The organism is Pseudomonas sp. GW822-FHT03F04, from assembly GCF_058801405.1.
This window is the reverse complement of sequence record NZ_JBXANF010000015.1, coordinates 67,775-81,775: the sequence shown is the minus strand read 5'-3', so window position 1 is coordinate 81,775 and position 14,001 is coordinate 67,775. Positions and strand designations below refer to the sequence as shown.

At 60.1% G+C, this 14,001-nt stretch carries 13 protein-coding genes; 10 read left to right on the top strand and 3 right to left on the bottom strand.

Annotated features, from left to right (window positions below; all coding sequences use genetic code 11):
- Positions 1-87 precede the first annotated feature (87 nt).
- Positions 88-999, bottom strand: coding sequence for a LysR family transcriptional regulator (locus AC1RMX_RS27980; protein WP_493073718.1), 912 nt, complete (start codon positions 997-999; stop codon positions 88-90).
- 103 nt (positions 1,000-1,102) lie between these two features.
- Here AC1RMX_RS27980 and AC1RMX_RS27975 point away from each other — a divergent pair, with 103 nt between their 5' ends.
- Complete coding sequence (locus tag AC1RMX_RS27975; protein ID WP_493073716.1) at positions 1,103-3,070, top strand: alkyl/aryl-sulfatase; 1,968 nt, start codon at positions 1,103-1,105, stop codon at positions 3,068-3,070.
- Positions 3,071-3,193: 123 nt separating this feature from the next.
- Positions 3,194-4,405 (top strand): MFS transporter, encoded by a 1,212-nt coding sequence (locus AC1RMX_RS27970; protein ID WP_493073714.1) that lies wholly within the window; start codon positions 3,194-3,196, stop codon positions 4,403-4,405.
- Positions 4,406-4,408: 3 nt separating this feature from the next.
- Here AC1RMX_RS27970 and AC1RMX_RS27965 read toward each other — a convergent pair whose 3' ends face one another.
- Entirely contained in the window at positions 4,409-5,296 is an 888-nt protein-coding gene (locus AC1RMX_RS27965; protein WP_096820717.1) for a LysR family transcriptional regulator, read from the bottom strand.
- A 180-nt stretch (positions 5,297-5,476) separates the two neighbouring features.
- Complete coding sequence (locus AC1RMX_RS27960; RefSeq protein ID WP_096820647.1) at positions 5,477-6,583, bottom strand: alkene reductase; 1,107 nt, start codon at positions 6,581-6,583, stop codon at positions 5,477-5,479.
- Between the two features lie 721 nt (positions 6,584-7,304).
- Here AC1RMX_RS27960 and AC1RMX_RS27955 point away from each other — a divergent pair.
- From AC1RMX_RS27955 to AC1RMX_RS27920, 8 genes are all read left to right on the top strand, one after another.
- Complete coding sequence (locus tag AC1RMX_RS27955; protein WP_493073712.1) at positions 7,305-7,988, top strand: SDR family NAD(P)-dependent oxidoreductase; 684 nt, start codon at positions 7,305-7,307, stop codon at positions 7,986-7,988.
- A gap of 61 nt (positions 7,989-8,049) precedes the next feature.
- Positions 8,050-8,817: a diiron oxygenase gene (locus AC1RMX_RS27950; protein ID WP_141401781.1), complete on the top strand. Its 768-nt coding sequence runs from the start codon at positions 8,050-8,052 to the stop codon at positions 8,815-8,817.
- Between the two features lie 52 nt (positions 8,818-8,869).
- Positions 8,870-9,103, top strand: coding sequence for an acyl carrier protein (locus tag AC1RMX_RS27945; protein WP_096820644.1), 234 nt, complete (start codon positions 8,870-8,872; stop codon positions 9,101-9,103).
- 139 nt (positions 9,104-9,242) lie between these two features.
- Positions 9,243-10,106 (top strand): hypothetical protein, encoded by an 864-nt coding sequence (locus AC1RMX_RS27940; RefSeq protein ID WP_493073709.1) that lies wholly within the window; start codon positions 9,243-9,245, stop codon positions 10,104-10,106.
- A gap of 34 nt (positions 10,107-10,140) precedes the next feature.
- Positions 10,141-10,833: a hypothetical protein gene (locus AC1RMX_RS27935; protein ID WP_141401780.1), complete on the top strand. Its 693-nt coding sequence runs from the start codon at positions 10,141-10,143 to the stop codon at positions 10,831-10,833.
- Complete coding sequence (locus AC1RMX_RS27930; RefSeq protein ID WP_096820641.1) at positions 10,830-12,008, top strand: beta-ketoacyl synthase N-terminal-like domain-containing protein; 1,179 nt, start codon at positions 10,830-10,832, stop codon at positions 12,006-12,008. Before AC1RMX_RS27935 ends, AC1RMX_RS27930 begins: the two co-directional genes overlap by 4 nt.
- A complete protein-coding gene (locus AC1RMX_RS27925) occupies positions 12,005-13,756 on the top strand; it encodes a carbamoyltransferase family protein (protein ID WP_493073707.1) in 1,752 nt (583 codons plus the stop codon). Before AC1RMX_RS27930 ends, AC1RMX_RS27925 begins: the two co-directional genes overlap by 4 nt.
- Positions 13,744-14,001 (top strand): phosphopantetheine-binding protein, encoded by a 258-nt coding sequence (locus tag AC1RMX_RS27920; RefSeq protein ID WP_096820639.1) that lies wholly within the window; start codon positions 13,744-13,746, stop codon positions 13,999-14,001. The genes AC1RMX_RS27925 and AC1RMX_RS27920 overlap by 13 nt, the downstream gene beginning before the upstream one ends.

The window sequence follows — 14,001 nt, the reverse complement described above, 5'->3', positions numbered from 1 at the left end:
GCGAGCTGAACAGAATGGCCGCCATTATCCGGTTTTTGAGCGGGAAGTCTTGTGCTTTGGCGTTTTGGCCGCCGACCGGAGCCTCGCTCAGGTCGAGATATTGAGTTGCGCCATCTCGTCGACGATGGCGTCGATCACACAGCGGGCGGTCGGTGACAGGCTTCTGTTGGGCAGGCTGACGACGCCGATTTCGGAATGCAGCCCGGGTCTGTCCACGACCTGCAGTTCGATCAGGTTACCGATGCGCAGGTCTTCAGCCACTGCGCCGTGGATCACGCCGAGGATGGTATCGGTCGAACAGGCCACCGTTCTGAGCAACGCCACATCGTCGCACTCAAGCGCAAGCGGCAAGGCCTGGCGAGTGGAAATGCCCAGGGTATGCGCAGTCTCTTCCTTCACCACGGCCGGCAGGCGCGTCGTTGCGATGCCGTACTTTTCCAGGTCTCTCATCGTCACCGCGCACCCGGCCAGCGGGTGTTTCGGCCGGACAAAGAACCCCGCCGAAGCCTGGCCCAGCGAACGGATCAGCAGATCGGAATCCACCGAGAAGTTGCGAATGTCCGCGACAAAGAACTCGATCTCTTCGCCCCGCAGTCTCGATTCAAGAATCTGCCAGTTGTTCACCTCGACACGCAACGTGACCGCCGGGTGTTCCAGGCGCAATCGCGGCACCACCTGATGCATCAACATCGCCGCCGGAAACGGCCCGACGCCGAACGCAAGGTTGCCGAGCCGGCCATCACCGTAAAGCGCCAGATCACGTTCCAGCGAGCGTGCATCGAACAGCAGCCGCCGCGCCCGCTCGATCAGGAACTCCCCGGCCGGCGTCGGGCGAACGTCGCCGGTGTCCCGATCGAACAGGCGCTGGCCGGTTTCGCTCTCCAGCGCTTGAATGCTGCGGCTCAGGGCCGGTTGGCTGAGGTGCACGCGTTCGGCGGCGCGGCCGAAATGGCGTTCATCGGCCAGCGCCAGAAGATGTGTCAGTCGTTTGAGATCCATGTCGCCGATGCTAGCCACGCATTGGCTGGATGTAAACAATGCATTGGATACATCACCCTCCTCTCCCTACTCTCTGCTGATTGATCATCGGAGAACAACAAGAATGAGATCGACCTGCCACACACTCATCGCCCTGGCGCTGGTATCCCTCGCCGGTTGTGACAAACCACCGAGCGTTGCCAATGGCGAAGCAACGCCAGCGACCGCAGCGGTGATCGAAGCCACGATCAAGGGCCTGGACCTCAATGACACCCGGGATTTGGAAGATGCCCAACGCGGCCTCATCGCCCGGCCGACCGGGCAGATCCTCGGTTCCGACGGCACCGTGCTGATCGATTTCGATGCGTTCAGATTCGTCGAAGGCAAGGCCCCTGCCACCGTCAACCCGAGCCTGTGGCGCCACGCGATGCTCAACGCCCAGATCGGTTTGTTCAAAGTCACCGACGGCATCTACCAGTTGCGCGGCTTCGACATCGCCAACATGACGTTGATCGAAGGGCAAACCGGGTGGATCGTGGTCGACCCGCTGACCTCGAAGGAAACCGCCGCCGCAGCCTTGGCATTCGCCCGCGCACAATTGGGCGACAAGCCCGTGACCGCCATCATCTTCACCCATGACCACGCTGACCATTTCGGCGGAGTGCTGGGCATTACTTCGGTCGCGGAAGTCGCCGAGCGCAAGATCCCTGTAGTGGCACCGGTGGGTTTCATGGAGGAAGCCACCAGCGAAAACGTGTTGGCCGGGCCGGCAATGTCGCGCCGTTCGATGTATCAGTTCGGCAAGAACCTGACACCGGGCGCAACCGGCATGGTGGATACCGGGCTGGGCAAAAACGTCGCTTACGGCAGCATCGGCATTCTGGCGCCGACGCAAATCATCGATCAGCCGATGCAGGAACTCGTACTCGACGGCGTCAGCTTCGTCTTTCACAACATACCGGGCGCCGAAGCCCCGGCCGAGCTGACCTTCTCGATCCCCGAACGCAAGGCCTACGGCGGTGCGGAATTGCTGGCGCAGACCATGCACAACCTGCTGCCGATTCGCGGCGCCAAGGTTCGCGATGCGCTGCGCTGGTCCGACTACACGCAGATCGCCCTCGACGAACTCGGCGACACAGAAGTCTATTTCGGCCAACACAACTGGCCGATCTGGGGCAATGAGCGGATCCGCGAGTTCATCACCAAGCACCGCGACGTCTATAAATACATGCACGATCAGACCGTGCGGCTGATGAACGCTGGCTACACGCCCAACGAGATCGCCGACAAAATCCAATTGCCCGACTCACTGGCGTCGTACTTCGGCACCCGTGGTTATTACGGCGATGTGCGACACAACGTCAAAGCGATCTACCAGATGTACCTCGGCGCCTACGACGGCAACCCGGCGCACTTGAATCCGCTGGTGCCCAAGGAATCCGCCAAACGCTATGTCGAATTGATGGGCGGCCACGCCAAAGTGGTCGAGGCCGCACGCGTGGCCTATGACAAAGGCGAATACCGCTGGGTGGCCGAACTGCTGGATCAGGCCGTTCTCGACGCACCCGACGACAAGGCCGCCAAGGAACTGCTGGCCCAGACCTATGAACAGCTGGGCTACCAATCGGAGTCCGCGACCTGGCGCAACAGCTACCTGACCGCCGCTCAGGAACTGCGCAACGGCCCGCCCACCAAAGGCGTCAGACGTTCGGACTTGATCGAACTGATGAAGCAGACGCCCACTGAACGCTTCCTCGAAGCCATGGCCGCGAGCCTCGACGGGCCGGCCGCCGACGGCAAGAACTGGACCTTCAATCTGCTGCTGACCGATACCCGCGAATCCTTCGTGCTGTGGATCGAGAACGCCGTGCTGCACTACCGAAAAGGCCCGCCGGCAGCGAATGCCAACGCAACGCTGACCGTCACCAAAGACCTGTTCGTGCAACTGCTGGGTGGTACTGCGGGAATCAAGGATGCGCTCACTTCGAAAGACCTGAAGGTCGATGGCAGCACGGTCGATCTGGTGAGATTCCTGGGGTTGCTGGAAAAAGCGCCGGGCAACTTTGCAATCGTCGCCCAGAATCGCAACTGAACGGCCGGGGCCAGCGCCATTCGATTGTGGAGCAATCGCTCCGCAGTGATTGGAACTGTGCCCCGTTTTTCCGCAGGCACGCGCTGCCTAGCATGGCTCCACTCATTATTGTGGAGCTCTCCCATGCACGATCTACAGGCATTACCCACCACGGCGACGGCCACACAAGAGGTCCCCTCCTCCTGGCTCTCGGTGTACTCCGTGGCCCTCGGCGCCTTTGCTTTTGTCACCACGGAATACCTGCCGGTCGGCATCCTGCCGCAGATCGCCGATAGCCTGAACGTCACCGTGGGTGTTGCGGGGCTGATGGTCACCGTGCCGGGTGTTGTCGCGGCGGTGTCGGCGCCCGCGATCATACTGGGCGCGGGACGCATGAACCGACGGCATCTGTTGCTGTTGCTGACGCTGTTGCTGGTGGCCGCCAATCTGATCTCGGCGCTGGCGCCATCACTGGCGATCATGCTGGCTGGACGCGCATTGGTTGGCATTGCACTGGGCGGCTTCTGGGCTGTGGCGATTGCGGTGGCCGGGCGACTGGTCAACGTATCGAACGCAGCGAAGGCCACGGCGTTGATCTTCGCCGGGATTACCCTGGCGACGGTGTTCGGCGTGCCATTCGGGACGTTCATCAGCAGCCTGTTTTCATGGCGCATGTCGCTCGCGCTGACGGCGGGGCTTGCACTGCTCGCGCTCGCAGCCCAAGCCCTGACCTTGCCTTCGCTGCCTTCCAGCGAGGGCCTGAAAGTACGCGCGCTGCTGGCTTATGTGTCGCGCGGTAATGCACGTCGCAGCATGCTGTTGCTGGGCACGGTGGTGGCGGCGCATTTCGCGGCGTACACCTACATCGCGCCGTTCCTTGGCCATGAAGCCGGTTTCTCGCCGAGTGCGATTACTGCGATCCTGCTGGGCTTCGGTCTGGTCGGCATGCTGGCGAACTTTGCCATGGCCGGCACCATTACTTCGCACTTGCGTGCTTCCCTGGGCGCGGTGGTGTTGCTGATGGTGATCGTGCAGTTGGCCTTGCCGCACTTGCAGGGGCTGGGCGTGACGCTGGCGGTGTTGCTGTGGGGCGTGGCATACGGGGCGATTCCGCTGGGTGTCAGCAGCTGGATGCAACTGACATCGCCGACACTGCCGGAAGCGAGTTCGGCGATGCTGGTCACCACATTTCAAGTAGCGATCGCCTCGGGTTCGTTGTTCGGTGGCTTGATGGTCGACCATGCCGGCATCGCTTCGCCGCTGTGGCTGGGCGCCGGGGTCGGTCTGCTCGGGCTGGCCGTGATGCTCAGTTTCGGTCTGAGCAAGTCGCCGATTGCCGAGACCCTGCAACGCTGAGTGTCAGACCTTCAGAATGTTGTCTTTGAAAAAGTCGATCAACACCCGCAACCTCGGTGCCGTCTGCTTCGACGCAGGCCAGAGCATCCACAGGTTGCCGGTGTGGTCGGTGTAGTCCTTCAGCACCACCTTCAGCCGGCCATCGGCCAACGGCTCACGGATTGAAAAGTCCGGCAGACACGCAATCCCCACCCCATCCAGCGCCAGGTACGTCAGCGGGTCCATCGTGGTGCAGGTCAATGCACGCGAAAGGCTCGGTTCGATGTGCGTGTCGCCCACCCGCAGCGGCCAGCGCTCGATCATCCCCGTGGCAGGAAACTTGTGCAGCAGGCACACATGTTTGCTCAGATCGTCCGGGTGCGTCGGCGCGCCGTTGCGCTCCAGGTACGCAGGCGACGCCACCAACTGCAATTGATAGCCACCGAGCTTGCGCGCCATCAGCCGCGAGTCCTGAGGTGCGCCGGTACGGATCACCGCGTCGAAACCCTCCTCGATCACGTCGACCATGCGGTCGGACATGTCCACATCCAGCTCGATGTCCGGGTAGGCACGCATGAACCCGGCCAGCACCGGCATGATCAGCACGTTCTGGATCGGCACGCTGATGCGCACCTTGCCCCGTGGCGTGGCGGACAACTCCAGCAGCTCCATTTGCGCGGCTTCCACTTCACTGAGGATGCGTTTGCAGCGGTCCAGAAACAGCTCGCCTTCGGTGGTCAGGGTGACGCTGCGGGTGCTGCGGTGAAACAGCCGCACACCGAGGCGTTCCTCCATGCGTGCCACGCTTTTGCCGACGGCCGACGAGGATATCTCCAGCAGACGCCCGGCTTCGGTGAAGCTGCGGGTTTCGGCCACCTGAATGAAGGCCGTGATACCGCTGAGGCTGTCCATCATGGCGGGGGTACTCGGGGGTGGGGAGAGTTCAGGCAGAGTAGATGCGGGCGGGGGATTTGCAAAGAGACGTCTTGCCAACAAAAACGCCATCGCGGGCTGGCCCACTCCCACAATCGTCTGTGGAAGCGGGCCTGCCCGCGATGGCGGTATTACCCTCAACGCAGCAGTTGAAACCGATCAGGCACTCTGCTGATAAAACGGATAATCGGTAAACCCGACCGCGCTGCCACCGTAGAAGGTGTCACGGTCGTAGGCATTGAGCGGCAGGTCATGACGGATGCGTTCCGGCAGATCCGGGTTGGCGATGAAGTCGCGACCGAACGCAACAAGGTCGGCATCCCCCGCTTGCAGAATCTGCTCGGCCGACGCGGCATTGAAACCGCCCGCCGCGATGATCACGCCGTCGTAATGCTGGCGGATCAACTGCGCCGCCACCGGGTTCTGATCCTTGCTTTCATCGATCGAATTGCCCAGCACGCGCGGCTCGATCAAGTGCAGATACGCCAGTTTCAGCTCGGCCAGTTGCTCGGCGACATACACAAACAGCGCTTCAGGATCGCTGTCCTTCATGTCGCCGAAATTGCCGCTCGGGCCCAGACGTACCGCCACGCGCTCATGACCCCAGACCGAAATCACCGCCCGGGTGATGTCCATCAGGAACCGCGCACGCCTGGCGATCGTGCCGCCGTAGGCATCGGTGCGGCGGTTGCTGCCGTCCTGCAGAAACTGGTCGATCAGGTAACCGTTGGCGCCGTGGATTTCCACGCCATCAAATCCGGCTTCCAGGCCTCGCGCCGAGGCGCGACGGAAATCCTCGACCAGCGCCACCACTTCCGATTCGCTCAAGGCGCGATGCGGTGTGCTCGGGACCCAGCCGCTGGCGGTGTAGGCCACGCCATCGTACTCGACCGCCGAAGGCGCCACGGGTTGAGCGCCGTCAGGCTGCATGTCGCTGTGGGATTGGCGCCCGGCATGAAACAGTTGCAGGAAAATCCGCCCGCCCTTGGCGTGAACCGCATCGGTGATGGCTTTCCAGCCAGCAATTTGCGCGTCGTTGTACAGGCCCGGCGAACCGAGATAGCCATTGCCGGTGGTCGAGACCACAGTGGCTTCGGAAATGATCAGGCCACCGGCGGTGGCACGCTGCGAATAGTATTCAGCCATCAACGCACCGGGCAGATCGCCCGGCTCGGAACGCATGCGCGTCAACGGCGCCATGACCACGCGGTGGGACAAGGCATGCGGGCCGATCTGGATCGAAGAAAACAGGGTTGGGTGATTCATGGTGACCTCCAATAAATATCTGGAGGCCACCTTAGGCCAGGCGTGTCGGGAGAAAAACGGGCCGACGATCCAGTCTCTCTGGACTGATTGCTCCGCAATCCTCTGCAGGACAGACCTGTCGATCACCTGTCACAACGCACCTTGTGCTCTCCCGTCAGACGACTAAAAGACAACGACCTAACCGACTTTAAACAAAACCTCAATTTAATTATTAAATCCTGCTCAAAGGCCGGATGACTTCACACCAAAGTTGAAGAACGTGAAGTTTTCAATCCTTGATCTTGTGCGCCCTTATCAATGCACTAATAAAGTGCAACAACAGTCAGATAGTGGCGCTCTGCCCTCATTTAATACTTTCAAAGAGTCGAATTATTTTTTCTATCGATAGAACTCATTTATGCATGCCATTCATGCACATATTTTTTAAGACGTTGTTTTATATGGATTTATTAGCATTATATGATTTTTTTATTTTGCATTATTGGTTGATTTTTTTGGATCCAAGATCCTTGACAGCCCGTTTAAGCTTGCTGCATAGTCCCTCCGCCACACCAATTGTTACAACTCATTGCACTGTTGAAAGTGCAAGTACTGCCGACGAAAGCCACTCGACAGAACAGCAAGAAAATCATCAAACCGGATATTGATGAAGAGGTCCTGAAACTTAGGTTTCAGCAGTGCAAGGGTTGCCTTTTAATCCTCTGAATTTATGGCTTTATATATGCAAAACAAGAATCTTCTGGTAGTTGGCGGTTCCAGTGAAATAGGCGCAGCCATTGTCCGCGAGGCGGAAAACAACAACTATCAAGTCATCAATACCAAGCGCTCGGCAGACACCAGCGGGCTGTTCATGGACGTCACGTCCGATGAAAGCGTCCGGTCGGCCGTCCAGCAGGTCATCGCGGACTTCGGGACGATCGACGCGGTTATCTATGCGCCTGCCCTGTCCAGCGACGGATTGATTCATACGCTCAATGATGACGCCTGGCAGGCTGCATTCGATGTCAACGTCTTTGGCGCGGCTCGCGTAGCCCGCCACCTGCTCCCCCACTTCATCAAGGCACGCAAGGGCATTTTTCAGTTCATTTCCTCCACGGCAGCCGTACGTGGAGCAACCGGTGCAGCGCCTTACTCCTGCTCCAAGGCTGCATTGAATGCCCTGGCCCTGAACATTGCCCACGACTATGGCCGTTTCAACATTCGCGCCTACACCGTCATGCCAGGTTACGTCGACGGTGGAATGCTGGCCCATCTGCCGGAGGAGAAAAAAGCGCTGTTGGCCAGAGAGCCTTCGCTCAAGCGCTTGGCCACGCCCGCTGACGTCGCGCACTTTTGCATTGCCACGCTCGACTCTCCTTACCTGACCGGCACGGCACTGACGCTCGACGGTGGGTTGGCCAGCTGAAACCGGCAACCCCACACCCAGGAAAACACTGACGCAAGGAAGGTAAAACGCAATGACGACCATGGAAACAACCTTGGCCGCAGCGCAGGGTATTGCGCCCGGCACCGCTCGGTCAGCGGCCAATCAGCTCTATCACGAACGAATTTCCTCGCGAGACGATCCTTCGACCCTGCCCTGGCTGAACCGGTTGCTCAAGCACGGCATCATGGATCTGGAACACATCGAAAATCCGATGTACCTGACGCTGCTGGACGGAAAGATGTCATCCCGTGCGTTCGAGTCGTTCCTGCAACCGTATTACTGGGGTTCAAGCCAGGGCTTCAACAAAAAGGTGCTGCCGGCAGCGTTGAAAGCTCATACAAACGAGAACTGGCGCGCCTACATCAAGAGCATCATTCGCGAAGAAAACACCCCCAGTTGCCACTCCACGATGTTCAGCAACTTTGTGCGCAGCCTGGGTTACGACGTCGGTGAAAGACCCGACACCGCGCAACGTTTCGTCGACCGACTGATCGCCGGGTACAGCGCAGACCTGGGCTTTGCGCTGGGTTACGCCCTGGGCGTCGAGACCGAGGCCGACTTCCAGATCGCCGTGATCCACAACGCCCTGATCCGGCAATTTCCGAACGTTATCGCCCGCGACGAGTTTTTCACCATCCACATGGATGAAAGCGGTGAAGAGGCCCACGCCAAGGCAACGTGCGAATCCATCGAACAATTGATCGCCGACGGTTCCATCGAAGCGAACCAGGTCGCGGAAGGATTCAACGCCGCCATCCTCGATACACGGGAATTCGTCTGCGACATCCACGCCGCGCTTGCGTCCTGACACCTTCAGCGTTCCCCGCATTTGACTCATACAAAAACCAGAGAGCCAGACCATGCCTGTTGATAGCCGTTTTGTAGAAATCCTGAGAACTGTTGCCGAACTTGATGCCACCCATCCCATCGATGAGTCCCAAGAGTTGCAGGCGCTGGGCATTGATTCGCTGAAACTGATCGATGTCGTGATGTCGGTCGAACGCGAGTTCGGCACAGAGCTGGATGAGGATGCATTGGTTCGTGCGCGCACGGTTGGCGAGCTGTGGCGTGAAATCGAGGGCGCCAAGGCCTGACGCGTCAATCGGCGGTCCTGCAAAGCGTCCGCCGGCTCAACCCTGGACCCTCGGCGGCATCGCGCTCGGCCCATGGCCGGATTCGCGATGCCTCCGCCTCTATCGAAATGCGTTTGCGCATTTCCGCTCGGAGCATCCCATGAACCCAGCGACTCTCGAATTTTCGATCGAGCGTTACGCGCTGTATCCGCCTGCACCGTCGGCGTCTGGCGACGCTGAACTGCTGCCCGAAGACTTCAATGAATGGGTCGATGCCAAAGGCGATCGGTTCCGCGACACCTTCAGTCGAATCTGCTTCTACCTCGCCGCGCGTTACATGATCCCGACGGACGCGACCCACAATGAAACCGTCATCGTGGGCACCGAGTACGGCAACCTGGAAGCCATGCTGCGCTTTCAGCGCCAGGCCAGACTCGATCACAAGGCACTGTCGGCTCAGCAGTTCCCCTATGCCACGACCAGCTCGGCCTCGACCTTCATCAACATCAGCCAGCACATCGGCGGTGGCAATGCGACCCTGAATGCCGGGGTACTCACACCGGCGCTGGCCATGCTTCACGGCCTGCTTCACCTGCAAGATCACGATCAGGCAAAAAGTCATGTGTTTGTCGGGGACACCTATTGCCCCGAAGCACTCGATGACATCGCCCGGCAGGCACCCTCTGCAACCCGGGTGTCTTCGGGAGTCAGCTACCTGGCCCTGAAGCAAGGCAATCAATTCAGCGCGGTTATCCGCTTTGAAAAGGACGTGCAACAGTCGCTCAAGACGTTACCCGGCGATGCGCGGCTGTTTCTCGACAGCGGCAGCCGGACGCTGCTGGCCGCTCAGTGTCCGCCGGACGACAACGCCGACGACACCACGGCGAATGAGTACAACCGGGCATTTGTATTCGCGGCCTTCCTGGAGGGCGTACAGGTCTTGAAGCCCGGCCAGCATGCCGCTCTGCTGCTGGCCCAGACGGACAACGCCGCCAGCATCGTGATTTCGCGCCATCATGAATAGCACCCGAGCCGAAATCTTTGACCCAGGCCTTGACGTGTTCAAGGTGCACTTCGAAAACGACCCGATCGTGCCGGGCCTGATGTTGCTGCTCAGAGAACTGCAGCAACCGACTCGGCCCGCGCCCTCCTCCACGGTTGTCGAACGGCTGCTGTTCAAATCGTTCGTGCGCCCGGGGCAAGCCGTCACTTACGTGAACGAGGGGCCGCACACGCAGATCAATGGCGACGCCGGCCTTTGCTGTTCGTTTTCGACGCTCGCCGGCGATCTCATCGAGACACCGGCGTTCATGGATGAGGTGTGTCGATCGACACAACCCGTCAGCCCTGCGCGTGAACCGCTGTACTGGTTTCTGCCGGAGCAGATCGATCTGAATGACGAGGGCACCCAGGCCCAGACTGTCATCGACCTGCAGCAGGTCATTGCACGGCACCCCTACCTGGCGCAAATGGCCGATCCGGCGTTGCTGGTCCTGACCGAAGCGCTGGGCAATCTCGCCCTGGTGCTGCAGCAGCGTCGTGCGGGTGGCGCGGCGGCCAGCTACGTGTTTGCCCGGTTTGATGCACTGCAGATCGATCTGAATCGCGAGGTTGCCGCCTCCCCCCTGAATCTGAAAACACGCGTTCGGCACTTTGGCTCGTTCCTCGCCTGGGATGCCTGTGCCTGGGATGAACAGGGCATGAGGCTGGTGATTCACAACGCTATTTCCGTCAAGAGGAAAACCCCTTGAACACAATCTACGTTTCCGGACTCGGAGCGGTGACCCCCATTGGTCTCGATGTCGAACAGTTCTGGACCGCGCTGATCGATCGCCAGGCCAATTTCAGCGCCCAGGCGGCGGTCTATCCAGGGATGAAGCCGAACTTCATGGCCGGCCGTATCGACACGCCGCAGAAAGCCCTGCTCAAACAGCGCGCGCCTGAGGTCACCGGGCCGAACGTGCCCGACTCTTCGCTGTACGCGGTGGACGCGGCAATGCAGGCGATCGCGGACGCCGGCCTGGATGCCGGATCCGCTGCGCTGCGCCATGCGCTGGTGTGCGTCGGCAACAACGAGGCCGAAGCCGACATCCTCGACCGGCATCTGGAAGACGATGACGAAGGCTGGCGCCAAAACACCTATTCCAGCCACGCGATTGCCCGCAATGTTGCGCGAGCCATCGGTTCGCAAGGCCCGGCGCTGTGCTTCCACAACACCTGTGCCTCAGCGAACGTGGCACTGGAGTTCGCACTGCGCATGCTGCGCAGCGGTGCGGTCGACACCGCCGTGGTGGGCGGTGGAGATGCCTTTTCAAAGAAAGTCTGGTCAGGGTTCTACACCCTGAACGCACTGGGCGAACAGCAATGCAAACCTTTTTCCCGTGACCGGCGCTACATCACCATCAGCGAAGGCGGCGCTTTCGTGGTGTTGCAGCGAGCCAAGGACGTCGTGTCCACGCCCTATGCCCAACTGCTGGCAGTCGCGAGCAACAATGATGCGGCGCATCCGACCAACCCGGATCTGGCCGGCGTGTCCGCCTGCCACCAAAAGGTACTGCAACAGGCCGGTCTGCAAGCCGGGGACATCAGCGCAATCTATGCCCATGGCACCGGAACCCGCGCCAATGACCTCACGGAAAGCACGATCTTCGCCAACACCTACCCCACGGCGGCCGTGACCGCGATCAAAGGCACGGTTGGCCACATGATGGCCACCGCAGGAGCGATCGGAGCGGTGGCGAGCTGCCTGTCCCTGCGGCATCAATTGTTGCCGCCCACTCACATCGAGCCGGACAGCCTCGAATACGAGATCGATCTGGTCACCCAACCGGGTGGTCTGTCGCGCCCGCTACGGCATATCCAGAACAACTCCTTCGGGTTTGGCGGCAATAACGCCATCTCCATTTTCAAGGTCATCGAACCATGATCATTCTCGGAATCAGCGGATTACCCAACTCGCAGCGCGCCCATCGCGCCGCTCACCCTCAAGCGCTGGAAATCGACGAGCGCATCTGTCAGGGCCTGGACAGTGCCGCCTGCCTGATCATTGACGGGAAAGTCATTGCGGCGGCGGCCGAAGAACGCTTCACCGGCGACAAAGGCACGGGTGAACTGCCCCTTCATGCGATTGACTACTGCCTGCGCACGGCACACCTGCAACCGGGTGATGTTCAAGTGATCGCCCACGGATTCGACTATGACCGCTACCGGCGCTTTTTCACCCAGTCGGCGGAATCCTTCGATGAGGTGTTGAGTGCAAAATCCGTCATCAAGGCTTTGGAGCAAGCCGGCTGGGAGGATGTCGCACCGCGTTTCAAAGCCGTAGATCACCACATTGCTCACGCGGCTTCGGCCTACTTCACCAGCGGTTACGAACGTGCGCTGTGCATCGTCTCCGACGGCATGGGTGAAGTCGAATCATTGACGGTGTTCCAGGCACAAGACCGCACGCTCAAGAAACTGCATGGCCAACCCATCAAGAATTCCCTTGGCCTGCTCTACTCCATCTGCACCCGATTCCTGGGGTTCGCCTTCAACAGCGACGAGTACAAAGTCATGGGGCTGGCAGCCTATGGCAACGGTACGGCGTACCTGGAAGCCTTCAATCAGCTTGCACAATTCGATGCGAAAACCGGCTCGATCAACATCCGCTGGCCTGCCCAGGCACTCAGCCGGGCGGAGGAAGGTTATCCCGCGGCGATGGAGTTTCTGGCGACGCTGTTCAACCTGGCACCTCGAGCCAGTGACGAGGCACTCGGTGACCGGCACGCCGATTTTGCCGCGGCCTTGCAGACCGTGTTCACCTCGCTTCTGGAGTCACTCGTTGCTTTCTGGCTCGAGCGCACCGGTGAAACATCGCTGTGCCTGGCGGGAGGTTCATTCCTCAATTGCAAGGCAAACGAACGGCTGTGCAACTTGCCATCGGTGGAGCGGGCCTTCGTGCAACCGGCGTCAGGTGATGATGGAACCGCACTGGGTGCCGCGCTCTATCTGGCGGCGCAACAGGGTGAGCTGATGGACAGCGGGTTTTCCCCGTACCTGGGCCCTGAATACAGTGTCGAACACATACGCCGGCAACTCGAGGAAGCCGCGGCGGATGGCAGCCTGAAATGGCGTTACGAAGGGCTGACGGATGAATACTTCGCCCGGGCTGCCCAGGACATCGCCGAGGACAAGATCATTGCCTGGTTTCACGGACGCATGGAGTTCGGCCCGAGGGCGCTGGGCAATCGTTCCATTCTGGGACGGGCCAACGGGCATGAAATCAAGGCCAGGATCAATGGTCTGGTGAAGTTCAGAGAGCCCTTCCGCCCTTTCGCGCCGGCGGTTCTGGATATCGATTGCGATCAGTTGTTCGAGTCGAAAAAACTGCAGCCGACCCGCTACATGCTCTGCACCGCACGGGTTCGGGAAGACGCCATGGCTGCCGTCAGCGGTGTGGCACATGCCGACGGCAGTGCGCGGATCCAGGTGGTCAGCCAGGACGTCAACGAGAGCTTCTGGCGTCTGCTGACCCAGGTTCGCAAGGTGTGCGGCCATGGCTGCTCCATCAACACGTCGTTCAACGTCAAGGGCCAGCCTTTGATCATGTCACCGGATGTCGCACTCGCGACGTTCCGTTCCATCGCCCTGGACACGCTTTACATGGAAGGATTCATCGTATGGAAACCCTGACTCACGTGGACCTGACCCGAGTGGTCGATGAAGTTCTGCACACGCTTGCCACTGCCAAGCAAGTCAGCCCGACATCGCCGCTGGACATGATCGTATTCGACTCCCTGGATCAGATGCGGCTGCTGGTCGCCATCGAAGACCGTCTGCAATTCGTCTTCGACGATGCCGCGTTGCAGCCATTTTGTCTGGACAGCCGCGAGGCGCTGGTCGACAGCGTGATCGCCATGATGAACCAAGCGGGATAA

Excerpts from the sequence above, each read along its gene's own strand:
- AC1RMX_RS27920 (WP_096820639.1), top strand. The coding sequence starts at position 13,744 with ATGGAAACCCTGACTCACGTGGACCTGACCCGAGTGGTCGATGAAGTT.
- AC1RMX_RS27970 (WP_493073714.1), top strand. The coding sequence starts at position 3,194 with ATGCACGATCTACAGGCATTACCCACCACGGCGACGGCCACACAAGAG.
- AC1RMX_RS27955 (WP_493073712.1), top strand. The coding sequence starts at position 7,305 with ATGCAAAACAAGAATCTTCTGGTAGTTGGCGGTTCCAGTGAAATAGGC.
- AC1RMX_RS27980 (WP_493073718.1), bottom strand. The coding sequence starts at position 999 with ATGGATCTCAAACGACTGACACATCTTCTGGCGCTGGCCGATGAACGC.
- AC1RMX_RS27965 (WP_096820717.1), bottom strand. The coding sequence starts at position 5,296 with ATGGACAGCCTCAGCGGTATCACGGCCTTCATTCAGGTGGCCGAAACC.
- AC1RMX_RS27945 (WP_096820644.1), top strand. The coding sequence starts at position 8,870 with ATGCCTGTTGATAGCCGTTTTGTAGAAATCCTGAGAACTGTTGCCGAA.
- AC1RMX_RS27940 (WP_493073709.1), top strand. The coding sequence starts at position 9,243 with ATGAACCCAGCGACTCTCGAATTTTCGATCGAGCGTTACGCGCTGTAT.
- AC1RMX_RS27960 (WP_096820647.1), bottom strand. The coding sequence starts at position 6,583 with ATGAATCACCCAACCCTGTTTTCTTCGATCCAGATCGGCCCGCATGCC.
- AC1RMX_RS27950 (WP_141401781.1), top strand. The coding sequence starts at position 8,050 with ATGGAAACAACCTTGGCCGCAGCGCAGGGTATTGCGCCCGGCACCGCT.
- AC1RMX_RS27975 (WP_493073716.1), top strand. The coding sequence starts at position 1,103 with ATGAGATCGACCTGCCACACACTCATCGCCCTGGCGCTGGTATCCCTC.
- AC1RMX_RS27925 (WP_493073707.1), top strand. The coding sequence starts at position 12,005 with ATGATCATTCTCGGAATCAGCGGATTACCCAACTCGCAGCGCGCCCAT.